This is a genomic window from Noviherbaspirillum sp. (assembly GCF_035254865.1).
Lineage (GTDB): Bacteria > Pseudomonadota > Gammaproteobacteria > Burkholderiales > Burkholderiaceae_D > Noviherbaspirillum.
In genome coordinates, this window is sequence record NZ_DATFAF010000004.1 from 46564 (window position 1) to 68679 (window position 22116).

21 protein-coding genes are annotated in these 22116 nt (G+C 62.0%); 12 read left to right on the forward strand and 9 right to left on the reverse strand.

All coding sequences use genetic code 11. The features are described 5' to 3' along the window. Positions 1-15: 15 nt before the first annotated feature. The 3 genes from VJ651_RS01010 to VJ651_RS01020 form a co-directional block, all read right to left on the reverse strand. Complete coding sequence (locus VJ651_RS01010) at positions 16-783, reverse strand: ABC transporter permease (protein WP_324105638.1); 768 nt, start codon at positions 781-783, stop codon at positions 16-18. Further along, entirely contained in the window at positions 780-1541 is a 762-nt protein-coding gene (locus VJ651_RS01015; RefSeq protein WP_324105639.1) for an ABC transporter ATP-binding protein, read from the reverse strand. The genes VJ651_RS01010 and VJ651_RS01015 overlap by 4 nt, the downstream gene beginning before the upstream one ends. A gap of 927 nt (positions 1542-2468) precedes the next feature. After that, positions 2469-3158 (reverse strand): hypothetical protein, encoded by a 690-nt coding sequence (locus VJ651_RS01020; protein ID WP_324105640.1) that lies wholly within the window; start codon positions 3156-3158, stop codon positions 2469-2471. A 379-nt stretch (positions 3159-3537) separates the two neighbouring features. On the opposite strand from VJ651_RS01020, the gene VJ651_RS01025 reads away from it, so the two are divergent. Beyond that, entirely contained in the window at positions 3538-3894 is a 357-nt protein-coding gene (locus VJ651_RS01025; protein ID WP_324105641.1) for a DUF1330 domain-containing protein, read from the forward strand. A gap of 10 nt (positions 3895-3904) precedes the next feature. On the opposite strand, the gene VJ651_RS01030 is transcribed toward VJ651_RS01025, so the two are convergent. Further along, positions 3905-5044: a metallophosphoesterase gene (locus VJ651_RS01030; protein ID WP_324105642.1), complete on the reverse strand. Its 1140-nt coding sequence runs from the start codon at positions 5042-5044 to the stop codon at positions 3905-3907. Positions 5045-5218: 174 nt separating this feature from the next. Further along, positions 5219-6136 (reverse strand): Tim44-like domain-containing protein, encoded by a 918-nt coding sequence (locus VJ651_RS01035; RefSeq protein ID WP_324105643.1) that lies wholly within the window; start codon positions 6134-6136, stop codon positions 5219-5221. 213 nt (positions 6137-6349) lie between these two features. Here VJ651_RS01035 and VJ651_RS01040 point away from each other — a divergent pair, with 213 nt between their 5' ends. From VJ651_RS01040 to VJ651_RS01065, 6 genes are all read left to right on the forward strand, one after another. After that, positions 6350-7234 (forward strand): Ku protein, encoded by an 885-nt coding sequence (locus tag VJ651_RS01040; protein ID WP_324105644.1) that lies wholly within the window; start codon positions 6350-6352, stop codon positions 7232-7234. A 9-nt stretch (positions 7235-7243) separates the two neighbouring features. Continuing rightward, the gene (gene ligD / locus VJ651_RS01045; RefSeq protein WP_324105645.1) at positions 7244-9784 is read left to right on the forward strand and encodes a DNA ligase D; all 2541 of its coding nucleotides are present in this window, start codon (positions 7244-7246) and stop codon (positions 9782-9784) included. A 39-nt stretch (positions 9785-9823) separates the two neighbouring features. Continuing rightward, positions 9824-10027 (forward strand): hypothetical protein, encoded by a 204-nt coding sequence (locus VJ651_RS01050; protein WP_324105646.1) that lies wholly within the window; start codon positions 9824-9826, stop codon positions 10025-10027. Positions 10028-10300: 273 nt separating this feature from the next. Then, on the forward strand, positions 10301-12151 hold the full coding sequence (locus tag VJ651_RS01055) for a PAS domain S-box protein (RefSeq protein ID WP_324105647.1): 1851 nt from the start codon (positions 10301-10303) through the stop codon (positions 12149-12151). Next, positions 12138-12545 (forward strand): response regulator, encoded by a 408-nt coding sequence (locus VJ651_RS01060; RefSeq protein WP_324105648.1) that lies wholly within the window; start codon positions 12138-12140, stop codon positions 12543-12545. Before VJ651_RS01055 ends, VJ651_RS01060 begins: the two co-directional genes overlap by 14 nt. Continuing rightward, the gene (locus tag VJ651_RS01065; RefSeq protein WP_324105649.1) at positions 12542-13966 is read left to right on the forward strand and encodes a diguanylate cyclase domain-containing protein; all 1425 of its coding nucleotides are present in this window, start codon (positions 12542-12544) and stop codon (positions 13964-13966) included. The genes VJ651_RS01060 and VJ651_RS01065 overlap by 4 nt, the downstream gene beginning before the upstream one ends. 21 nt (positions 13967-13987) lie before the next feature. Here VJ651_RS01065 and VJ651_RS01070 read toward each other — a convergent pair whose 3' ends face one another. Continuing rightward, a complete protein-coding gene (locus tag VJ651_RS01070; RefSeq protein WP_324105650.1) occupies positions 13988-14584 on the reverse strand; it encodes a helix-turn-helix domain-containing protein in 597 nt (198 codons plus the stop codon). A 98-nt stretch (positions 14585-14682) separates the two neighbouring features. Here VJ651_RS01070 and VJ651_RS01075 point away from each other — a divergent pair, with 98 nt between their 5' ends. Continuing rightward, the gene (locus tag VJ651_RS01075) at positions 14683-15504 is read left to right on the forward strand and encodes a metal-dependent hydrolase (RefSeq protein WP_324105651.1); all 822 of its coding nucleotides are present in this window, start codon (positions 14683-14685) and stop codon (positions 15502-15504) included. On the opposite strand, the gene VJ651_RS01080 is transcribed toward VJ651_RS01075, so the two are convergent. Together VJ651_RS01080 and VJ651_RS01085 are read right to left on the reverse strand one after the other, a co-directional pair. Next, positions 15505-15801 (reverse strand): YkvA family protein, encoded by a 297-nt coding sequence (locus VJ651_RS01080; RefSeq protein WP_211097343.1) that lies wholly within the window; start codon positions 15799-15801, stop codon positions 15505-15507. A gap of 341 nt (positions 15802-16142) precedes the next feature. Next, positions 16143-17042, reverse strand: coding sequence for a DMT family transporter (locus tag VJ651_RS01085; RefSeq protein ID WP_324105652.1), 900 nt, complete (start codon positions 17040-17042; stop codon positions 16143-16145). A gap of 191 nt (positions 17043-17233) precedes the next feature. On the opposite strand from VJ651_RS01085, the gene VJ651_RS01090 reads away from it, so the two are divergent. The 4 genes from VJ651_RS01090 to VJ651_RS01105 are packed head-to-tail and all read left to right on the forward strand — an operon-like array spanning position 17234 to position 19473. Continuing rightward, entirely contained in the window at positions 17234-17713 is a 480-nt protein-coding gene (locus VJ651_RS01090) for a hemerythrin domain-containing protein (RefSeq protein ID WP_324105653.1), read from the forward strand. A 4-nt stretch (positions 17714-17717) separates the two neighbouring features. Next, positions 17718-18017 carry a hypothetical protein gene (locus tag VJ651_RS01095; RefSeq protein WP_324105654.1) on the forward strand — a complete coding sequence of 100 codons (300 nt, stop codon included), beginning with the start codon at positions 17718-17720 and terminating at the stop codon, positions 18015-18017. 59 nt (positions 18018-18076) lie between these two features. Further along, positions 18077-19213 (forward strand): PQQ-dependent sugar dehydrogenase, encoded by a 1137-nt coding sequence (locus VJ651_RS01100; protein ID WP_324105655.1) that lies wholly within the window; start codon positions 18077-18079, stop codon positions 19211-19213. 5 nt (positions 19214-19218) lie between these two features. After that, positions 19219-19473 carry a hypothetical protein gene (locus VJ651_RS01105; RefSeq protein ID WP_324105656.1) on the forward strand — a complete coding sequence of 85 codons (255 nt, stop codon included), beginning with the start codon at positions 19219-19221 and terminating at the stop codon, positions 19471-19473. 12 nt (positions 19474-19485) lie between these two features. Here the strand turns inward: VJ651_RS01105 and cphA are convergent, their stop codons facing one another. Continuing rightward, the gene (gene cphA, locus VJ651_RS01110; protein WP_324105657.1) at positions 19486-22053 is read right to left on the reverse strand and encodes a cyanophycin synthetase; all 2568 of its coding nucleotides are present in this window, start codon (positions 22051-22053) and stop codon (positions 19486-19488) included. Positions 22054-22116 lie beyond the last annotated feature (63 nt).

Below are 22116 nucleotides of genomic sequence, written 5' to 3' on the forward strand. Positions count from 1 at the left end.
ATTAGTTATTCGCAGTCACCGATCGTGGCGCCATGGAATGATCCAGTGTTCCAGTTCGTCCAACATCAATGTGAACGCAAAGCCCAGCAGCGCGACCACCACCAACCCCACATACATCGTCTCGACCGTCAGAATTTGCCACGCATTCCAGATCATGTAACCAAGGCCGCTCTCAGCACCGATCATTTCGGCGATCACGATCAGGATCAACCCCATGCCAACGCCGAGCTTTACGCCAGCGACGATCGAAGGCAAGGCACCGGGAAATGCAATAGTACGGAATACGTCCCAGCGGCTCGCCCGGAAATTCTGGCCGACATCAAGATAAATTTTGGGAATTTGCTGTACCCCGGCAATGGTATTGATGACCACCGGATAAAACACGCCGAGCGCAACCATCACGATTTTCGATGCCTCACCGAGCCCGAAGATCAGCAGAATCAGCGGCAAAATCGCGCTTTTTGGAATCGGATAGGTGGCGTTAATCAGCGGATTGATCGCGGCCTTGATGGGACGGTACAGCCCCATCGCTATGCCCAACAACAGTGCCGGGATGCCTCCGACCAGAAAACCCCAGAACAGACGCTGCAGGCTGGTCCAGACGTGTCCCCATAATTCGCCACTTGCCGTGAGCTGCCAGCCTTTGAGCGCGATCACGGACGGGGCCGGGAAAAAGCGTACGTCGATCCATTGAACATGGGCCGCGAATTCCCAAGAACCGAGCAGCAAGAGCGGCGATAAAAGGCTGATCAGGCGGTCGCGGGTGCGTGCGTCGAGCATCATGTCTTGCTCCTTTGAGTACTTTGCGCTTCCTGATCCTTGGCGCGCTTAACTTCGTCGCGCAGATGGCCCCAGATCTTGAATACCAGTTCCCCATACTCCGGCTGTGCACGCAGTTCGAGCACTTTGCGCGGCCGTGGGAACGGTATATTGATCAGCGCTTTCTGCTTTCCAGGATGGGCGGTCATCACCATGATGCGATCGCCCAGGGTCACCGCCTCATCCACGCTATGCGTGATGAACAGCACGGTCTTTTTGGATTCATCCCAGATGCGCAGCAGCTCTTCCTGCAGAAGCGTCTTGTTCTGTTCGTCGAGCGCCGAGAACGGCTCGTCCATCAGCAGCACCTCGGCGTCGGTGGCGAACGCACGCGCAATCGACACGCGTTGCCTCATGCCGCCGGACAACTGGTGCGGATAGGCGTCGGCGAAACGAGTGAGTCCTGTGCGGTCGAGGTAATGTCCTACCACGTCGCGGATTTCTGATTTCGGCGCGCGGCGCATCGTCATACCGTAGGCGGCGTTTTCCCGTACGGTCATCCACGGAAAAATGGAATCGCCCTGAAACACCATCGCGTTGGCCGGCTTGGTCAGATCGTCATGACGAACCGTGACTTCGCCACCGGACGCCACTTCCAGCCCTGCAAGAATACGCAAAAGCGTAGTCTTGCCGCAGCCGCTCGGTCCGACAATCATGAAAAACGTGCCGCGCTCGATGTCGATTGAAATGTCGTCGAGCGCAGTGAACAATCGCTGCCCCATCCGAAATTCCTTGCGTAGATTACGGATTTTGATCTTTGCATCCATCGATTAGTCCTTGGTCCAGTAATCGAATATTTCTGCCATCGGGAACCCCTTCGAAAAAATCATTGAATTCATCGGGCGCGCAACCCGAAGCCCTGTCGAGCTATTGCAAATAAAGCGATTGAGCCAAAAGAAGTGCTTTCTACATCTAAAATTTTCGATATCTGTGATATTTCACAGGAATATTAGAAAGTAGTTTGATGCTTGTCAAGAAAGATTTTTAGCGAGTGGAATTACCTTGGTCTTGTGGATGCGCCGAGCCTTGAAATTTAGTTATCAGTCCATTTCCCCATAGCCAAGCGCCAAGCGATGAGGTCACAGGCGAAGTGCAGCATGGAGAGATAGGAATCCTCGCGGTATTCCCAGGGCACCAGCAGACGGCGAAACTAGCTCAGCCAGCTATGGGTGCATTCGACCACCCAACGTCGAGCACGCGCACTCCGCCGATTCTTGTTCTTCCGCTCGTCACTTCGACTCAGGATCACGGGTTCGGCCATCTAGTGCGCCCTGCTGCGTCGCTTCGATAACAGACAACAGACGATTCGCCACCGCAGTTTCATGCGGATTCAGGCCTGGAACAGTTTGGGCCTGACTTGTCATGAAGCGGGCGAACGCTGAGAGCCGTACAGGCCGCAAACCTGAGCGGCAGCAGCGGGAGGCAGGATCATGGCGTGGCATCAAGGACCAGCCTACAGGCAAGATTTACGGGACCGCATGCTCAACGCGGGCGGTTCGATTGCACAAGTAGCCAGCCGCTTTGCGGTAAGCAAATCGTACGTAGCAAGGGCACGTGCTCGATGGCCCGATCGACAGGGCACCAGTGCCTGGGTTCAACAGGCGTTGGTGCCGGTGCTGCAACCGGGCGACCTCGTAGCGATGGACAAATTAGTTCGCGAGGTCGAAACGCACCCCGACGCTGCTCAGGCGGCCCGGGGTCGCGGCGGCATTCGCCTCTTCCTGCGTCGCGTGCTGCGTGATCAGATACCTGTCGGTGCTGCGCCGGTCGGGATTGAGATAGATGTTCAGGAAGAGCTGGCGCTGTTCCGGCACGTTCTCCAGGAAACGCGGCCCGTTTTCCGATAGCTGGCCGTCGAGCGTAAAGACCGTCACCACGTTGTCGTCGCCGATGTAGCCGTGCACCTTGAAAACAGGATGGCGCGCGCGCGTGGTGATGATTTCCACCGACTGCTTGCTGGTGATCAGGCGCACCGGCCTGGTCAAGTCGAGCGGCAACGCTTCGCCGGACGGCGGTGCCGGACGTGGAGCACGCTGCTCTTCCCGTGCGGCGCGGCCCGAGTAGCGCGGCGCATCGAACAGCCTTTCATTCTGCTTGTCCGGCGGTTCATCGTTTTGCGCCGTCTTCTCGGCGGACGCATCGGCGCGATCGGAGGGCGCCGCGGTCTTGTGCGATGGCGGCGGCTTGTCGAAGGTTTTGTGCGGCACGTTGAAAGTCATTTCGAAGTTATAGAGCTGTTCGTCCGTCATGTCCGGAAACGGCGCCGGATGCCCGCCATCGATGGTGCGATAGATCACCCCGGGTTCCCGCTTGCCGAGGATATTGCCGATGATGCCCACGTCATTCTCCTTGAAACTATTTCCGTAAAACACTTCACCGCGCTGCCGTGGACTGGTCCGCAGCGGCTGATGCCGCGCGCACGGTTACCGCTCGTTCGACCCATCGCGCGCAATCGGGTTCGTGGCAAGGGCGCGCCATTTTGTTTCCGTTTGTAGCGGAAGAAATTTCTTGAACGGACGTTTTCGCCGCGGCGCTCGAAAGCTGGCATGATGCGCGGCTGGAGCCTTTTTTGGTCGTCGCGCTCGCTTGCGCTGCGGCGCAGTGCAAGGAGCCCCTTGGCACGGTGTATTACGGGCTCTCGAGGAACGTATCAACCTGTTTGAGGAGATAAATGTGATCAAATCGATAGACCCGACGCCCCAAAGCGTGAAGCGTTTGATGGCTAAGGTCCCCGCCGGCGTACCGGTCGTGATGCTGAATCTGCTGCGCTTCCGCGAGCGGGCGGTCTATCCGCCCGAACTGGATCTGGCGCCGTGCAGCGGACGCGATGCCTACGCCGCCTATGCAAAGAATGCGAGCACGCATCTGGCGAACGTGGGAGCCAAGATCATCTGGAAGGCGCAGGCAAAGCACTCCTTCATCGCACCGGCCGGCGAGGAGTGGGATGAAATCATGCTGGTCGCCTATCCATCGCGCGACGCCTTCATGACCATGCTGAAATCGCCCGACTATCAGGCCATCACGATGCACAGGACGGCCGCGCTGGCCGACGCCCGCCTGCTCGTGACGGTATGAATGGAGCACGCTATTGCGCCAGCACCAGGCGCACGCGCGTGATTTCCGACGGCGCGCCGAAACGTTTCGGCGGCCCCCAGTAGCCGGTGCCACGGCTGGTATATACCCATAGTTTTCCGAGACGGTTCAAACCGGCCGTGTAGGGCTGCTGCATCGGAACAAAGAAATTCCAGGGAAAGAATTGCCCGCCATGCGTATGGCCGGACAGCTGCAGGTCGAATCCGGCTTCGGCTGCCGCAGTCGCGCTGCGCGGCTGGTGCGCCAGCAATACCTTGACGGCCATGCCGCGCGGTGCGCCGGCCAGTGCCGCATGCGGATCGCTGCGGTGCGATTCGTCAAAATGATGCGCGCTGTAATCGGTCACACCGGCTAACAGCAAGGGTGCTCCTTCATGCTGCAGGACCACATGCTCGTTCATCAGCACCTTCAGCCCGAGGCGCTGCACTTCGGCGATCCAGTCGTACGCGTTCGAGTAGTACTCATGATTGCCGGTGACGAAATACACGCCATGCCGCGCCGCGAGCTTCGACAAGGGCTGGGTGTGCGGCGCGAGCTGGCGCACGCTGCCGTCCACCAGGTCGCCGGTGACGGCGATCAGGTCGGCGTCGAGCCGGTTGACCGCCTCGACGATCGCGTCCAGGTAACCATGCTTGATGGTCGGGCCGACATGGATATCGCTGATCTGCGCAATCGTGAAGCCGTGCAATTCCTGCGGCAGGTTTTCTATCGGCACCTCGACGTCGACCACCCGCGCAAGGCGGCGCGCATTGATGAACCCGACCAGGGTTACCGCCGCTGCCAGTGCGGGGACGGCGATCGCACTCCAGCGCACCAGCGCTTCCGTATGCACAGCGAGCACGGCGGCGAGCAGCAATCCGACATCGCGAAACACCGTCAGCACGAACAGCGACGAGAACAGTCCCAATGCGAGCAGGCCGGCCCAGGCAAGTCGGTCAGCCAGCGGCTGGCGCTTGATGCCGCGTGCCAGCAGGGCTGTCGGCACCAGCAGGAAGGAAGCCAGCAGCCACAAGGCACCGGCCATGCGCCAGGTATTGGCAATCGGCAAATCAGGCAGGATGCGCCAGCCGATATAGGTGTGCAGCGCCGCCAGCAAGGCAAGGATGACAAGGATGGAAGCGCGTAAGCGCATATCTATTTCTGAAGTGAAAGACAAGCCGCCGTAGAGGCAGCGTGGGAGTCCGGTTTATCTTGGGATGAAATGTCTCCGTTCAATAGCGTTGCCGATTAGCGTTGCCGATGCGATGCCGGAATGAAAAAAGCCCCGGCTCGCGCCGAGGCTTTCAGAACAAACGCAGTGTTGCGGTCAGGACAGTTGCTGAATCCCGGCCAGCACCCAGCCGCCCGCGCCGGAAACCGGCTTGGACAGATTCCAGACTTCGGTGAACGGTTCTGTCGGCGCGTTTTCCGCTTCGCGGATCATGCCGCTGAACTTGACGCTGGCGAGATACTCGTTGCCCGTCGTTTCCACGCCGAGCAGTTCCGCTTCGAGCGACACCACATCGGTATGATTGGGCGAGGGGCCGCGCTCCAGCAATTGCTGCTTCATTTCAGCAAACACTTCCGGCGCCGTGAATTCGCGCAAGTCATTCACATCGGCCTTGTCCCATGCCGCTTGCAGGCGGATGAAGTAGGTCTTCGCGTGGCGCAGGAAACCGGGCGCATCGAAATCGGCCGGAATGCCCCAGTTTGCATTATCGGCAGTGCTGCTTGCGGACGATGCCGATTGCAGTGCGGCCGGCTCAATGCGCGAACCGATGTCCGGGGTCACGACGCCGCGCGAGGCTGCGCCATAGGCCGGCTCGAACCGGCTGCGATCCTGCGCACTGCCGTTCTTGCGGGTCACCATGCGATAGATGAAGAACGCGGCTCCCGCCAGCAGCGCGATCATCAGCAGGCTGCTGATCATGCTGGCCAGCGCGCCACCCATGCCGAAGTGCGACAGCAAGGCGCCCAGGCCGAGGCCGAGCAAGGCGCCGCCGAGCATGCCTTTCCACGCGCCGGCCGGTTTGGGCGGCGTGCCTTGCGGTGTCGCCGCCGGCGCAGCGGGCCGGGCGGCGGACGGCGCAGCCTGGCTCGGCGATGGCGACATGGATTGACGGCTGACGTTTTGCGACTGGCGGCCGAACGAGCTGCCGCCGCCCATGCGCTTGGCTTGCGCTTCGGACACGACGACGGACAGCGCCGTCAGCGCAACCATCAGACTGATCAAAAATTTCTTCATGTTTCCTCCAGGAGTTGATTTGCGAGTGAGGCCGGCCATGGATGACCGAACCGATCACATCGACGCTCATCGTACGCGCGACGCTCATTTTGAAAAAGCGAATAAATCGGAATATTTTATTCGTAAAAACAGGAACATATCGATGACGCCCGACGAACTTGGCGCATTGGCCGATGTCGAACAGATAATGTTTTCAACCAAGCAAGGACTGCCATGGCTCGTGTCATGTGGAAAGGCGCCATCAGCTTCGGCTTGCTGCATGCGCCCGTGTCGCTGCATCCGGCCTCGCAGCAGGACGAGATCGACTTCGACTGGCTGCGGCGCGGCAGTTTGCAGGCGGTCGGCTACCAGCGTGTGGTGAAGGAAACCGGCGAGGAAGTCGGCAAGGACGACATCGTCAAGGCCGTCAAGTACGAAGACCATTACGTCGTGCTGTCCGACGAGGAAATCAAGTCGGCCAACGTGAAGTCGACGCACACCATCGATATCGTCGGCTTCACCGATGCGGAAGACGTGAATTTTTTGTTCTTCGAGACGCCGTATTACCTGGCGCCGACCAAGGGCGGGGAAAAGGTGTATGTGCTGCTGCGCGAAGCGCTCCTGAAGACGAAAAAGATCGGCATCGCCCTGATCGTGATGCACAACAAGCAGCATCTCGCCGCGCTCATCGCGACGCCGCGCGCCATCGTGCTGAACACGCTGCGCTGGGCCAGCGAAGTGCGCAGTCCGGAAGCGCTCGACCTGCCGGAGGAAGGCCAGAAAGGCGCAGCGCTCAAGCCGAAGGAATTGCAGATGGCCACGCAGCTGATCAACAACATGAGCGAGGACTGGCGGCCGGAGCAATACAAGGACACCTTCCGCGACGACATCATGGCGCTGGTCAGGAAGAAATACGAGGAAGGACGCGCGGAGGAAATTGCCGAAGTCGAAGCCGAGATGCCGGAAGAAGAAACCGGCAAGGAAGAAGACCTGGCGGAATTGCTGCGACAGAGCCTGCAAGGAAGCGTGCACAAGCGCACGGCGGAAAAGAAGGTGCCGCCGCCCGCTGCGCGCAAGAGTGCCGGGGTGCGGGCGCGCGCATCGAAGTCGGTTCACTGAAGATTGCCCATGCCCGACAAGCTTGCCACCTACCACGCCAGGCGCAACTTCCGCGTCACGCCGGAGCCCGAGGGCGAACTCGCCGCGCCCGCCGAGCGCCTGCGCTTCGTGGTGCAGAAACATCATGCGCGCAAGCTGCACTATGACTTCCGCCTCGAGCTCGACGGCACCTTGAAGAGTTGGGCGGTGCCCAAGGGTCCCAGCCTCGATCCGTCGGACAAGCGGCTGGCGGTGCATGTGGAAGACCACCCGCTCGACTATATCGATTTCGAGGGCGACATCCCGGAGCACCAGTACGGCGCGGGCCATGTGGAGGTGTGGGACCTCGGTTGCTGGGAACCGCAAGGCGATGCGCTGGCGGCCTATGACGCCGGCAAGCTCAAGTTCCGGCTGGAGGGGGAAAAGCTGCACGGTGGGTGGACGCTGGTGCGCACGCGTTTGCCGGGCGGCGGCAAGGAGCAATGGCTGCTGATCAAGGAAAAGGACGAGGCCGCGCGTTCCACGAAGGAATACGACATCACGGCGGAAATGCCGGACAGCGTGCTGCAACACACGCGAAAGCGCACACGCAACACCAACGATGCGGCATTGCGCGCATCCAAGGCCGGCAAGACCGGCGCGAAGGCGGGCAAGCCGGCCGACCTCAAGCTCAAGGGCGCCAGGAAAGCCGCATTGCCGGAAACACTCAGCCCGCAACTGGCCACGCTGGTGGACGACATTCCGACAGACGGCGAGTGGGAATACGAAGTCAAATTCGACGGCTACCGGATACTGGCGCGCGTCGACCAGGGCAAGGTCCGTCTGCTGACGCGCGACGGCCAGGACTGGACCGCGAAGCTGCCTTTGCAGGCGGCCGCGGTAGAAGCGCTCGGATTGCAAAGCGCCTGGCTGGACGGCGAGATCGTGGTGCTCGACAAGCAAGGCATTCCCTCTTTCCAGTTGCTGCAAAATGCCTTCAATGAACACCGCGATGCACCCATTCTCTATTACCTGTTCGACCTGCCCTACCTGAATGGCGTCGACCTGCGCAAGGCGCCGCTGCGGGAACGCAGGACCCTGCTGGAGCAGGTGCTGGAGAGGGCGGACACGCAACACCTGCGCTACAGCGCGCCGCTGCAGGTGCCGCCGCAGCAACTGCTGGACGGCGCCTGCCGGCTGGCGATGGAAGGGCTGATCGGCAAGCGCGCCGATGCGCCCTATACCGGCAAGCGCAGCACCGACTGGATCAAGCTGAAATGCCGGCAGCGCCAGGAATTCGTGATCGGCGGCTATACCGAGCCGCAAGGAAGCCGCAAGTTTTTCGGCGCCCTGCTGCTCGGCGTGTACGAGGATGGCGCGCTGCGCTATGCCGGGCGCGCCGGCACCGGTTTCGACCGCGCCTTGCTGCATTCGATGCATCAACAGATGCAGGCGCTGGAGCAGCGGCAAAGCCCTTTCGCGCACATGCCGGGCAGCGTGCGGCGCGCGGAGACGCACTGGATCAAGCCGCAGCTGGTGGCGGAAATTTCCTTTGCCGAATGGACGCAGGACGGATTGCTGCGGCAAGCGGTGTTTCATGGGCTGCGGGCGGACAAGGCGGCGCGCGAGATCCGGCGGGAACATGCGGTCAGCACACCGGGCAAGGGCAAGAAGGACGGAAAGAAAACACAAGAGGCGGAGGCCAATCGCATCAAGATCACCCATCCCGAACGCGTGATCGACGCGACGAGCGGATTGACCAAGCTCGACCTGGTGCGCTATTACGAAGCGGTCGCGCCGCACATGCTGCCCTTCCTGCGCAACCGCCCGGTCTATCTGCTGCGCTGCCCGGAAGGCATCGACGGCGAGCAATTCTTCCAGAAACATGCCGGCCGGCTGCGCATTCCCGGCGTCCGCGCACTCGATGCCGCGCTCGATCCGGGCCACGGTCCGCTGATGGCGATCGACGATGCCGAGGCACTGGCCGGCGCAGCGCAGATGGGCACGGTGGAACTGCATACCTGCAACGCCGACGCCGATCATATCGATCGGCCCGATTGCATGGTGTTCGACCTCGATCCCGACCCCGCGCTGCCCTGGCAGAAAGTGGTGGAAGGCGCGCGCCTGACCAGGGTGGAGCTGGATGAGCTGGGCTTGCGCAGTTTCCTGAAGACGAGCGGCGGCAAGGGCCTGCACCTGACGGTCCCGCTTGCGCCGCGGCACGGCTGGGACGAAGTGGCCGCGTTCTCGAAGGCCGTCGCGCAGCATCTGGCGCGCACGCTGCCGAAGCAGTTCAGCGCGACGATGGGCGAAAAGAATCGGGTTGGAAAAATCTATATCGATTATCTGCGTAACCGGCGCCAGGCCAGCACGGTCGCGCCCTACTCGGCGCGGGCCCGTCCCGGCTTGCCGGTGGCATTGCCGATCGCGTGGGAAGAATTGCCCGACATTCGCCATGCGGCTGCATGGACGGTGACGTCGCTTGCCGCGCATCTTGCAGGGCGCAGGGATGATCCGTGGGCAGCATTTTTCGAGACATCGCAACGCTTGACGCAGGCCATGAGAAAAACACTCGGAATTGCGCCACAATAGGAAGACCCATCGTTCTTCTTACTTGCGACGAGGAGAATCATGCACGCCTACATCGTGAAAACCCATGACGGTTACCTGTATCCGTTTGCCGGCGACGTCTCCCTCACCGACGAGCAAGATCAGGCGGGACAGTACCGGAGCGCGCGCGAAGCCAGCGAAGCCGCCCAGGAACTCGGCTACAAGGAAGGCACGTACGAGGTGATTGCCCTCGAGCTGGACGACGCCGGGCGTAACAGGCAGTAGGAGGCAGTAGGCGGACCGCGCTGACGCTTGAGTGGTAGCATCCCTTTTGATCCGGCACCTTCCGAGGCACTCCTCGCGCACATCCTGATGCTTTTCCAATGAAGGCAATGTCCTCTCCGCGCCCGGACAAAACCGGGCAGCCTCTTCGACAGGTCTGACGCCGGCCACACCGGCGAAGCCTTGATACGGGTCGTGCGGCAGCAGGACAACCAGAACTTTTTCCCGTTCCTGTTGTCTTTTTGAAACGTACAAGCCCTCTCGCGGACCAGCCACATGGAGTTGCGCAACAAAGCCCTGCAAGCGTTCGCGGCAGTCGACACCACGCTGGACGATGAGCTGAGTGCGGCCGACACCATCGAACGACGCTTGCTGATCTGCTTTGTTGCCGTCGTCGCGTCCTTGCTTATTCTTGGAGCGCTGATCTTCCAGGCGACGACGCGACACGCGGAATCGCTTTTCCGGGCCGTCTACGTGAAGGAAATACGCGCTTCCCTTGCCAACATCCGAGCGGAACTGAGCAAAGCGGAATCACGCAACCGTGCCTACGTGATTACCGGCGAGCGAAGCTATCTCGCGGGCAATGACCATGCGCTTCAGACCTTGCAAGAGCTCAAGCAGAAATTGCGCGATGCGGCCTCACGCGAAGATTTGCCTGTGGGGCAAGACATCGCCGACGAAATCGGCGCACGTATCGTCCGTCGTCTGGATCTGTTCCGTCGCCTTGCGGCCCTGCATGACATGCAGCCCGACGAGACCAGCGAAATCGTTGCCGTCATCGAGACCGGCAATCGCGAATTCGAGGCAATCGAGGCACTGACGCAAGAGGCCGAGCGTCGCTTCACCGAAGCCGAGAACAGGGAATGGGCGACAACCCGCCGACGCGAGCGCCGGATGATCGCGCTCTACGGCGTCATGACGATGGCGATGACATTCTTTCTTGCGCTCATGTTCTGGCAGATACGGCTGGAGGTGCGGCAAAGAAAGGGCATTCAGCAGCATCTCCTCGATCGCGAGAAAAGCCTGCAGGAAGTTTTGCGCGCGGCGGTCGACGGCATTATCGTCATCGACACGCGCGGCATCGTGCAGAGCATCAATCCCGCGGCGGAGCGGATCTTCGGCTATGCCCCGTCAGAGGTCGTCGGCCGCAACATCAAGCTCTTGATGCCGGAACCTTATCGCAGTGAGCACGACGGCTACCTGGAGCATTATCTGCGTACCGGGGAAAAACGGATCATCGGCATCGGCCGTGACGTCGCCGGAATGCGCAAGGACGGTCGCGTATTCCCGATGGAACTGGCGGTGGGAGAAACACGTTCCGGAGGCGAACGCCGCTTCATCGGCACGGTGCGCGACATTTCCACGCGCAAGCAGACCGAGCGGGAGCAGAAGAAACTGCTCGCCGACCTGTTCGCGGCGAACGAGGAATTAAGACGCTTTTCCTATGTCATATCCCATGATCTCAAGGCGCCGCTGAGAGCGATCGGTTCTCTTGCCGCCTGGCTGATGGAGGACTACGGAGGAAAGCTTGGCGACGAAGGAAACCGGCAGATCGAGTTGCTGGTCGGACGCGTTCAGCGCATGGATCGGCTGATCGACGGCATCCTGGCCTATTCTCGCGCCGGCCGCTCGCCCGAGACACCGGCGATGGCGGATGCCGGCGAAGCGCTGGCCGATGCCATCGGCTTGATCGAGATTCCGGACAACATGCAGGTCAAGGTCGAGACACCATTGCCCAGGCTTGCAGTCGAACAGGTGCGCTTGCAACAGGTCTTCCAGAACCTGATCGGCAATGCCGTCAAGCATGCGAACGCGCCGGGTGCGGAGATCCGCATCGGCTGTACCGAGATGGAAGATGCCTGGCGATTCCACGTGTGCGACAACGGGCCGGGAATCGATCCCCGCAACTTCGAACGGATCTTCCAGCTATTCCAGACCCTGGTTCCCAAGGATACGTCGGAGAACACGGGGGTCGGGCTGGCGATCGTGAAAAAGATCGTTGAACTGTACGGCGGCAAGGTCTGGGTGGAATCGGAAATGGGCAAAGGTGCCTGTTTCCTGTTCACGCTGCCCAGGCTGCCGCCGGCGGACGAAAGGAAAGCGGAGGTGCCCCATGCCGACAGATAGACCGATCCTGCTGGTCGACGATGACGCGGTCGACGTGATGACCGTGGAGCGCGCCATGCGCCAGCTCAGGGTCGAGGTCCCGCTGCTCGTCGCACAAAACGGCGAGGAGGCGCTGCGCGTCCTCGACAGCAGCCGGGACAAGCCGACGCTGATCCTGCTGGATCTGAACATGCCGGTGATGAACGGGGTGGAATTTCTCAGAAAGGTGAAATCGGATGCCGTTTTGCGCCGCATTCCGGTGGTGGTCCTGACCACCTCGTGCGAGGTCGACGACAAGCGCAATTGCTTCGACCTGAGTGTGGCCGGCTACATGATCAAGCCGGTGGGCTATCCGAAGTTCATCGAACTGATGCATGCCCTGGACAAATACTGGGCGCTCAGCGAAGTAATATGACGCAGCCGGCACCGGACCTCACTCCCAGTGCGCTGGCAAAACGCACGATTCTCATCATCGACGACGATGAAGTCGATCGCATGGCCTGCCGGCGAACGCTCGCGCGCCATCGCGCATTCGATATGCGGATCGTGGAGGCCGCGCTGGGGGCGGAGGGCATCCGGGCGGTGAAAGACGAGCATCCGGACATGGTTCTGCTCGACTATCGGCTGCCCGACGCCGACGGCATTACCGTCCTGCGGCAGATCGGCGAGGTCGAACACGATCACCCGAATGAAGCGCCTTCGGTGGTGATCATGACGGGCGCGCGCGATCTGGATATCGCAGTGGATGCGATGCGGCTTGGCGCGCGGGATTATCTCGTGAAGGATGGGGACAAGACCTATCTCGAACTGTTGCCCGCGGTGCTCGACCGCATCCACGAAGAACGCGCGCTCAGGGACCAGATGCGACAGGCGGAAGACGCGCTGCGCACCACCAACGAGAGGCTGGAGCAGCGCGTGCAGGAGCGCACCGCCGAACTGGTTGCCGAACGCCAGCTGGCGATGATCACGCTGACGTCGATTGTCGATGCGGTATTCGTGATGGACAACGAGGGTCGCGTCCTGCAGATGAATCCGGCGGCCGAGCACATGACCGGCACCGACAGCGAAGCGCTGATCGGCCAATTGCTTTGCGACCGGATCACGTTTCTGGAAGAATCGAGCCGGCACAAACTGGTGAAACCACCCGGCCTCGCCGCTGGCCTGCCGGAAGACACGGTCTTGATCCTTGTTCGCGAAGACGGCGAGGAACTCTTCGTGAGAACGACCGGCGGAAAAATGCATGACACCGATGGCAAGGATATCGGTATCGTCACGGTTCTTCATGACATCACCCGGCTGCACGCACGATCTCACGCGCTGATGTACCAGGCCACGCACGATGCGCTGACCGATTTGCCCAATCGCCTGCTGTTTACCGACCGCCTTTCGCAATCCATCAATCATGCCGGCCACAATGATGAAAAGCTGGCCGTGGTCTTCCTTGACCTGGACGGGTTCAAGCAGGTAAACGATACCTTCGGCCACCAGGTCGGCGACTACTTGCTGCAATCCGTGGCGCAGCGTCTGCAAGGCTGCATACGCGAAAGCGACAGTCTTGCACGCCTGTCCGGGGACGAGTTCACCATGGCCGTTGCGGGCAAAGGCGCAGACAGGAACGTGCAGATGGTGGCGGCCAAGGTCCTTCGCGAAATGACCGCGCCGTTCGATGTGGACGGCAAGGAAATCAGAATCGGGATCAGCTTGGGAATCAGCATCTTTCCCGATGACGGCACCAGCATCGATGAATTGATGGAAAAGGCGGATGCCGCGATGTATGAGGCAAAGGCACTCGGCGGCAGTGCGTACCGGTATTACTCGCCGGGCAGCGCCGCCTGATGCGAAGCAGCGATTAACCGTTCACGCCGTATCGCGGGTGACCGCTTGCAGCAAGGCGATGGCCGGCGCCGCCAATGCCTTGAGATCGCCGACCCGATTGCGTTCGATCGCCTGCAGCACCAGCTCATTGATTCCCCCCACCACCGCCATCGCCATCTCGGCCGACAGCGGCGCCTTGCGCTTGCGCCCGCCGTTGATCACCTGCAGCATGAACGCGACGATTTCCTCGTTGGCGCGACGCCGCACCGCCAGTCCTTCGGCACCGAGGCCGAGGATCTCCACGAACAGGGTGCGCACCAGCGTCGGGTTTTGCGCCAGGCAGGCGAAGTAGGCGCTCATCGCCTTTTCCACTTGTTCCTGCCAGTCCTGCGCGGGGTCGATGGCCTCGCGCAACACGGCCAGTGCGCTGCGATTGGCGGCTTCATAGAGCGCGATCAGGCAATCGGCCTTGGTGGTGAAATGCTCGTAGAAAGTGCGGCGCGATACCGCGGCCTCGCGCACGATGTCGGCGATGGTCGTTTCTGCGTAGCCCTTGGCCGCGACCGCATGCGCCATGCCTTCGAGCAATCGCTGGCGATGGCTGGATGCAATGTCATTGTCCTGTAAAGCTTGCGTCATTTCGGGTCAGGTGTGATTTGGTACTTGACAGTACCATAAATGTACACCACCATGCTTGGTACTGACTCGTACCAATCTATCTTGACGGGAGTATCGCGATGGCCGATCTCGTTGTGCGCCGCCTGCTGATCGATCTGGAAACACCGTTCGCACGCCATTGGTGCGGCGGCGACGCGTTCCGCAGCGCCTTTTTCAATGCCCTGTCGATGAGCTTCCCCGTGGGCGAGCAATTCTTCATCGACGCGGTGCGCAATGGATTCAAGGCACTGCCGGCCGACCGGCAGGAGCGGTTCCGCGCCGAGGTCCAGGGCTTCGTCGGTCAGGAAGCGACGCATCGCCGCATTCACGGCCTGTTCAACAATCAGCTGGAAAAGCAGGGCCTCGTCAATGCATGGGGGCCGCGCGCGCAGAAGCGCCTGAAACTGCTGGAAGGCGTCGATCCGCGCCACTGGCTGGGCATTACGGCGGCCAATGAACATTTCACCGCGATCTTCGCCGAATGGATGCTGAAGAACCACGATCTGCTCGACGGCTGCGACGCGCGACTGAAGACCTTGTGGCTGTGGCACAGCGCGGAGGAAGCGGAACACAAGTGCACCGCCTTCGACCTGTACCAGGCACTGGGCGGCTCGCATGCGTGGCGCATCACCTGGATGCGACGTGTGACCTTCATCTTCCTGAGCGAGGCGCTGCGGCAGACGATCAACAACCTGCGCCGCGACGGCACGCTCTGGAAATGGCGTACGTGGAAGAGCGGCGCATCCTTCCTGTTCGGCCGGCGCGGCCTGCTGCGCCAGTCATACCAGCCGTGGCGGGAATATTTCCGCGACGACTTCCATCCGAATCAGCGTGTCAGCGACTTGTCGCAACGCTGGCTGGCGGAAAACGTCGGGCAATACACGCCGGTTGGCGCCGGCTGATCACGATTTCGATCGGGACAGCAAGCCCTCCGCGGCGTGATGCGCCTCCTGCAGCGCGTGATCCGGCACGAGCCGCAGCAGCGCGGGGATGCCGAGCGCCACCAGCGTGACGTCGTCCACCAGCCCAAGCACGACCAGCCAGTCGGGGATGAGGTCGATCGGACTGATGACGTACAGCGCGATCAGGACTGCGGCCAGCTTCACGATGGCAGGCGTGGCGGGATTGCGGCAGGCGTACCACAGCACCACGATATCGCGCCCCACTGCGCGGATGAGACGACCCAGACGAAACAGCATGACAAACTCCTCAACATTCCGGTTGGCATGACGCGCAGGTGCGGCGCCAGAATCTATATTTGGGCAATCGCCGCAATAAAAAGTGCCGAGCGCTTGCCCGGATATTTCACCGGAATGCGGAGTGATGGGGTGCGAGTTGCGAGTCAGTTTGCGTTCTCGCGACAAGCCAATAGCGGGGCTATTGGCGCGAAGCGGGGGCGCGAAATGGCCGCAAATCGCGCGCCAGCACCCGCGTAGGCCGCCGGTACAAATTGGATCTGCCCTTCGCAGCTCGCAAACCGTGCAAACATGCACCTTCGAGTCAAGCTGAGGGCCGGTCCGGTGAAATATCCGGGCATAGACTATTTCCGCATGTTCACCATGACAACACCGGCCATCACCAGCACCGCGCCGGCGGCGAAGCGCGGATCGAGCGGATCGTGCAACAAGAGCACGCCGAAGCCGACGCCGAACATCGGCGTCAGGAAGGAAAACACTGCCAGCCGCGACGCGAGGTAACGCCGCAGCATCCAGAACCAGATCAGGAAGCTGAGGAATGCGACGACGACCGACTGGAAGAACAGGCTCCCCCAGACAATGCCGGTGAAGGCGGATGACGCGGCCTGCCCATTCAGTGCCGCGATGGTCAGCAGGATCACGCCGCAGCTGCCGAGCTGATACAGAAGCGTGGTGGCGGGTGGCGCTTCCGACAGGGATGAGCGGCGGATCAGCACGGTGGTCGCGGCCCAGAATATGCCGCCCAGCACGCCGAGCGCATCGCCGATCAGCATGTCGCCCCAGCCGCGCGACTGCGCCGCGAAGCCATTGGAAAACGCAACGGCGATGCCGGCGAACGCGGCCAGCGCGCCGGCCCACTGCATCGGCCCGAGCCGCTCACCGGCGATGCTCCAGTGCAAGCCGAGCACCGTGAAAATCGGCGCGGTGTAGAGGAACACCGACATGTGCGATGCAGTGGTGTATTGCAGGCCGAGCGCAACGAACAGGAATTCCAGCGCGAACAAGACGCCGGCGGCGATGCCGGGCAAGAGTGTGCCGTCGCGCAAGTCCAGCTTCTCGCCGCGCCACCAGATCAAGCCGCTGACCATCAAGGCCGCGACCAGCGAGCGCAAGCCGATCTGCATGATCGCGCCCATGTGCGGCGCCGCCAGCTTGACCGCGACTTGCTGCAAGCCCCAGATCACGCACAGCATCAGCATGAGGCCGACGGCCGTGGCGTCGAGCGGCTTGCGATTGCTCATCATTTCTTCCCGCAAAAATACGATCCGCCATTGTAAGCGGAGGCGGATTTTTTCGTTAAGCACCGGCATCTTGCGTGATGTCAGCAAGTGGAAGGAAAGCAGTCTGTTGCCTGAACCTGTTGTGCAAGCCCGTCTCTAACTTGTTTGGCAAACAATTGGAGTGCATCACGATGACAGAAAAAGAAACAGACGCAGTGGCATTGCTCGAAACCCAGCATCGCGAGATGGAGCGTCTGCTCGCGCTCGTGCGCGGCGCCGAAACCGCGGAAGCGAGAAAGGCGCTGTTCACGAAAGCCGCCGACCTGCTGACGGTCCACATCAAATCGGAAGAGGAGGTGTTCTACCCGGCCGTGCACCGTGCGCGGACCGAGGACGATCTGCTGGAGGCGCTGGAAGAGCATCTCTCGCTGAAGCGGCTGCTGAAGGACCTGCTCGAGCTGGACCCCGGCGACAAGGCGTTCGAAGCCAAGTTCAAGGTGCTGAAGGAGCAGACCGAGCATCATCATCGTGAAGAAGAAGAGCATTTGTTCCCGGCGGTGCGGCGGCTGCTCGACGCCGACGAACGCGCCGCCCTCGGCAGCGAAATGCTGACGGCGCAGTTCGACATGACGCAGCAGGGTGCGCCGCGCGGGACGGTGAAGAACGAGACGGCTTCGGCGGCGCGGCTCGACTAGCGCGATGAAGCGACTATGCGCGATGCTGCTTGCACTGTGCGCAGTCTCGACGGCGGCGGCAAAATCCGATTTGCCGAGCAAATCCGAGCCTTCGTTGAAGACGCCGCGCGATCCCGGCGTGCGGCGCATGCCCGAGCCGGGGTTGAAGCCGCCATCGGACCCGGGCTCGGTCGAAGTGCCGCCGACGACCGACCCGAAAGCCATCGTCAAGCCGCCCCCGAATGTCGACCCCGGCATGGACGATGCGACGCCGGACATCGACAGGAAAAATCGAAAAAAATCGCAGGACAAAAAGGCGAAGTGAAGCCAAACTGGAGATGGCCGACGCCGAGTTTCCGGATAGTGTTGCATCAGGGGGAATATATGAACCACTGTAGACGAGTGGGTGAGTTGGGCGCACTGTGCGCGTTCACCTTGCTGGCAGGCGCGCAGGCGCAATCCGCGACCATCCATCCGGAAGTGCTCACGCGCGATCTCGATCATCCCTGGGCGCTGGCCTTCATCGGCGACGGCCGCATGCTGGTCACCGAACGGCCGGGCCGCATGCGCGTGGTGCAGCCGGACGGCAGTCTGGGACCGCCACTGCAGGGCCTGCCCAAAATCGATGTGGGCGGACAAGGCGGCCTGCTGGACGTGATCACCGATCGTGATTTCGCGCGTAACCGCACCATCTATTTCTGTTACTCCGAACCCGGCGAATCAGGGCGCGTGAACTCGACCGCGCTGGCCTCGGCCCGGCTCTCCGGGGACAGCAAGCGCATCGAACAGATGAAGGTCTTGTTCAGCCAGAAGCCGAAGGTCGAAAGCGATGCGCATTTCGGTTGCCGCATCGTCGATTTCGGCGACGGCAGTCTGTTCCTGACCCTGGGCGAACGCTACAGCCGCAAGGAGGATGCGCAAAAGCTCGACAACCATCTCGGCAAGGTGGTCCGCATCCGCAAGGACGGCTCGGTGCCGCCCGACAATCCGTTCGCCGACCGGAAATCCGCGCCGCCGGGCGCGCTGCCGGAAATCTGGAGCTACGGCCATCGCAATTCGCAGGGCGCGACGATCGGACCGGACGGCAAATTCTGGATGCATGAACACGGTCCGCAAGGCGGCGATGAAATCAATCGCCCGCAGGCAGGCAAGAACTATGGCTGGCCGGTGATCACCTACGGCGAAAACTACGGTGGCGGAAAGATCGGCGCGGGCATCACGGCGAAGGAAGGCATGGAACAGCCGCTGCACTACTGGACGCCGTCGATCGCGCCATCCGGCATGGCCTTCCTGCACAGCGACAAATACGGCGAGGCCTGGCAGGGCAGCCTGTTTGTCGGCTCGCTGAAATTCCAGTATCTCGCGCGTCTCGAATGGCAAGGCGACAAGGTGGTGAAGGAGGAAAAGCTCCTGCAGAATCTGAAGCAGCGCATACGCGACGTGCGCGAAGGACCCGACGGCCTGCTATATGTGCTGACCGACGAGCGCAAGGGACAGTTGATTCGCTTGCGGCCGGAGTAGGCACGATGATCGCTGCGGCGTTGCAGCAGTCTTGCCAGTCAGGCACGAGCATTGCGAAAAATCAAGTTCCGCCCGGCACGACGGCGGCAAAATGGTCGTCCACTCACCCATCCGGAATGCCCATGCGCCGCCGCAAAAACCGCCACTTCCTCCAGCGCGTCCGTGCAAGACAAGCCAAGGTCGACCGGCTGCACCGGATCGCACTCACCTCGATTGCGCTCGGTATCGGTTTGATGTCGATCCGATTATTTCTGCATTAGGGCGGAAGCGGCTCAGCGCGCAGCGCGCTCCCCGATGTACGCCAAGGCCTCTTCCACCTGATCGATCAGGATCAGGCAAAGATCTCCCTCCGACAAATCCGCAAGCGCCGCATCGATCGCCGCAAACTCGCCCTTGATCTCCTTGACCGACGTGGTGCGCCGGGCGTTGGCCAGTCCCTGCCGCAACAGGCGGATCACTTCGCCGTCCTGCCGCCCGCGCTGGCACTGGTCCTCGTACAGGATCACGCTGTCGAAGGCTGCGCCGAGAATCTCGGTCTGGCGGCGAATGTCCTCGTCCCGCCGGTCGCCCGCACCGCTGATGACCACGCTGCGGCGTTTGGCCGGCATGCTTTCCACCGCCTTCACCAGCGCATGCATGGCATCCGGATTGTGGCCGTAGTCGGCAATCACGGTCGCGTCCTTGCAGGAGAACAGGTTGAAGCGGCCCGGTGCGCTCCGCGCGTCGTTGATGAAGGTCTTCAGCCCCGCCTGCACGGTCTCCCAATCGATGCCCAGGCCCCACACCGCGCCGATCGCCGCCATGGCGTTTTCGACCTGGAAGCCGATGCTGCCGTTGCGCGTGAGCGGAATGTCGGCCAACGCGATGCGGTGGATATTCTTGCCTTCGACCGCGACGATCGCATCGCCGTCGACATACACCACGCGACGGCCCTGCGCGCGATGCGAGGTCATCACGGGATGATGCACATCCCTGCCGAAGAAGGTGACGCTGCCCGGGCAGACGGCCGCCATGTTGGCCACCATCGGATCGGCGGCGTTGAGCACCGCCGTGCCGTTGGGCGCAACGTTTTGCACGATCACGCGCTTGACCACCGCCAGGTCTTCCACGGTGGTGATGAAGTTCAGGCCGAGGTGGTCGCCTTCGCCGATATTGGTGACGACCGCGACATTGCAGCGGTCGAAGCCCAGTCCTTCGCGCAGCACGCCGCCGCGCGCGGTCTCGAAGACGGCCGCGTCCACATCCGGGTGCAGCAGCACATTGCGCGCACTGCGCGGGCCGCTGCAGTCGCCGGTATCGATGCGCTGGCTGCCGATGTAGACGCCGTCGGTGCCGGTCATGCCGACCCGGTACTTGTTGGCGGCGAGGATGTGCGCGATCAGCTTGACGGTGGTGGTCTTGCCGTTGGTTCCGGCCACCGCCACCACCGGGATGCGGCCGTCATCGCCTTCCTTGAACATGGAGGCAATGATCGCTTCGCCGACCGGACGGCCCTTGCCGAACGAGGGTTGCAGGTGCATGCGCAGGCCCGGCGCGGCATTCACTTCGACGATGCCGCCGCCCTGTTCTTCCAGCGGCTTGAGCACGCTTTCGCACACCACGTCCACGCCGCAGATGTCGAGGCCGACCATTTGCGCGGCTTCGACGGCGCATGCCGCCACGTCCGGATGCACGTCTTCGGTGACATCGGTGGCGGAACCGCCAGTGCTGAGGTTGGCGTTGTTGCGCAGGATCACCGGCTCGCCCTTGGGCGGGACGCTCTCGACGGTGTAGCCTTGCTTGGCCAGCGTGGCGCGCGCGATATTGTCGAGACGAATCTTGGTGAGCGATGTCGCATGGCCCTCGCTGCGGCGCGGGTCCTTGTTCACCTCTTCGATCAGTTCGCCAATGTTGTGCACGCCGTCGCCGACGACTTGCGGCGGTGCGCGCCGTGCCGCGGCGACCAGCTGGTTGCCGACCACCAGCATGCGGAAATCGTGGCCCGAAATATAGCGCTCGACGAGCACGTCGGGGCTGATCGCGTAGGCGGCATTGAACGCGGCCAGCACTTCGTCACGCGTCCTGACGTTGACCGCGACGCCCTTGCCCTGGTTGCCGTCACGCGGCTTGACCACAACCGGGCCGCCGATTTCCTGGGCGGCCAGCCAGGCATCTTCCGCGTCCGCCACCGCGCGCCCGTTCGGCACCGGCACGCCGGCGGCGTTCAGCAGCATCTTGGTCAGTTCCTTGTCCTGCGCGATCGATTCCGCAATCGCGCTGGTGCGGCTGGTTTCCGCGGCCTGGATGCGGCGCTGGCGGCTGCCCCAGCCGAACTGCACCATGCTGCCTTCGGTCAGGCGGCGATAGGGTACGCCGCGCGCCACTGCCGCTTGCACGATGGCGCCGGTGCTGGGTCCGAGGCGGATGTCCTCATCCAGTTCGCGCAGGCGCGACAGCGCGCCTTCCAGATCGAAGGGCGTGTCCTCGCGCGCGCTGCGGCACAGTTGTTCCGCCAGCTCGAAAGCCAGACGGCCGACCGGCTCTTCGGTGTATTCGACCACGACCTGATAGGTGCCGGGCTGGACGGTTTCCACCGCGCGGGAAAAGGTCACCGGACAGCCGGCCTGCGCCTGCAGATTGAGCGCGGCGGCTTCCAGCGCATGCGCCATCGAGACGGGACAGCCGTCCCTGGTCGGTTCGAGGAACTTGATTTGAGGGAAACGCAGGCGCAGCCGCGGCTCGAAGTTCGGCAGTGAGGCGATATTGCGCTCGGCCTCGGTGCACGAGACGATAGCTTCGATCGACGTGTGCCGACTCCACAGATTAGGGCCGCGCAAGGCGCGGATACGCGAGATTTCCATCTATATGTTCCTTGTGCGCTTGGCTGTCGCGATGTTGTCGCAGCCACGCTTTCTACATGGGCC

Bases quoted from the DNA above. Each gene is read 5' to 3' on its own strand.
- VJ651_RS01010 (WP_324105638.1), bottom strand. From the start codon at position 783: ATGATGCTCGACGCACGCACCCGCGACCGCCTGATCAGCCTTTTATCG.
- VJ651_RS01015 (WP_324105639.1), bottom strand. From the start codon at position 1,541: ATGGGGCAGCGATTGTTCACTGCGCTCGACGACATTTCAATCGACATC.
- VJ651_RS01025 (WP_324105641.1), top strand. From the start codon at position 3,538: ATGGCTAAGGTCCCCGCCGGCGTACCGGTCGTGATGCTGAATCTGCTG.
- VJ651_RS01030 (WP_324105642.1), bottom strand. From the start codon at position 5,044: ATGCGCTTACGCGCTTCCATCCTTGTCATCCTTGCCTTGCTGGCGGCG.
- VJ651_RS01035 (WP_324105643.1), bottom strand. From the start codon at position 6,136: ATGAAGAAATTTTTGATCAGTCTGATGGTTGCGCTGACGGCGCTGTCC.
- VJ651_RS01040 (WP_324105644.1), top strand. From the start codon at position 6,350: ATGGCTCGTGTCATGTGGAAAGGCGCCATCAGCTTCGGCTTGCTGCAT.
- ligD (WP_324105645.1), top strand. From the start codon at position 7,244: ATGCCCGACAAGCTTGCCACCTACCACGCCAGGCGCAACTTCCGCGTC.
- VJ651_RS01050 (WP_324105646.1), top strand. From the start codon at position 9,824: ATGCACGCCTACATCGTGAAAACCCATGACGGTTACCTGTATCCGTTT.
- VJ651_RS01055 (WP_324105647.1), top strand. From the start codon at position 10,301: ATGGAGTTGCGCAACAAAGCCCTGCAAGCGTTCGCGGCAGTCGACACC.
- VJ651_RS01060 (WP_324105648.1), top strand. From the start codon at position 12,138: ATGCCGACAGATAGACCGATCCTGCTGGTCGACGATGACGCGGTCGAC.
- VJ651_RS01065 (WP_324105649.1), top strand. From the start codon at position 12,542: ATGACGCAGCCGGCACCGGACCTCACTCCCAGTGCGCTGGCAAAACGC.
- VJ651_RS01070 (WP_324105650.1), bottom strand. From the start codon at position 14,584: ATGACGCAAGCTTTACAGGACAATGACATTGCATCCAGCCATCGCCAG.
- VJ651_RS01075 (WP_324105651.1), top strand. From the start codon at position 14,683: ATGGCCGATCTCGTTGTGCGCCGCCTGCTGATCGATCTGGAAACACCG.
- VJ651_RS01080 (WP_211097343.1), bottom strand. From the start codon at position 15,801: ATGCTGTTTCGTCTGGGTCGTCTCATCCGCGCAGTGGGGCGCGATATC.
- VJ651_RS01085 (WP_324105652.1), bottom strand. From the start codon at position 17,042: ATGATGAGCAATCGCAAGCCGCTCGACGCCACGGCCGTCGGCCTCATG.
- VJ651_RS01095 (WP_324105654.1), top strand. From the start codon at position 17,718: ATGAAGCGACTATGCGCGATGCTGCTTGCACTGTGCGCAGTCTCGACG.
- VJ651_RS01100 (WP_324105655.1), top strand. From the start codon at position 18,077: ATGAACCACTGTAGACGAGTGGGTGAGTTGGGCGCACTGTGCGCGTTC.
- VJ651_RS01105 (WP_324105656.1), top strand. From the start codon at position 19,219: ATGATCGCTGCGGCGTTGCAGCAGTCTTGCCAGTCAGGCACGAGCATT.
- cphA (WP_324105657.1), bottom strand. From the start codon at position 22,053: ATGGAAATCTCGCGTATCCGCGCCTTGCGCGGCCCTAATCTGTGGAGT.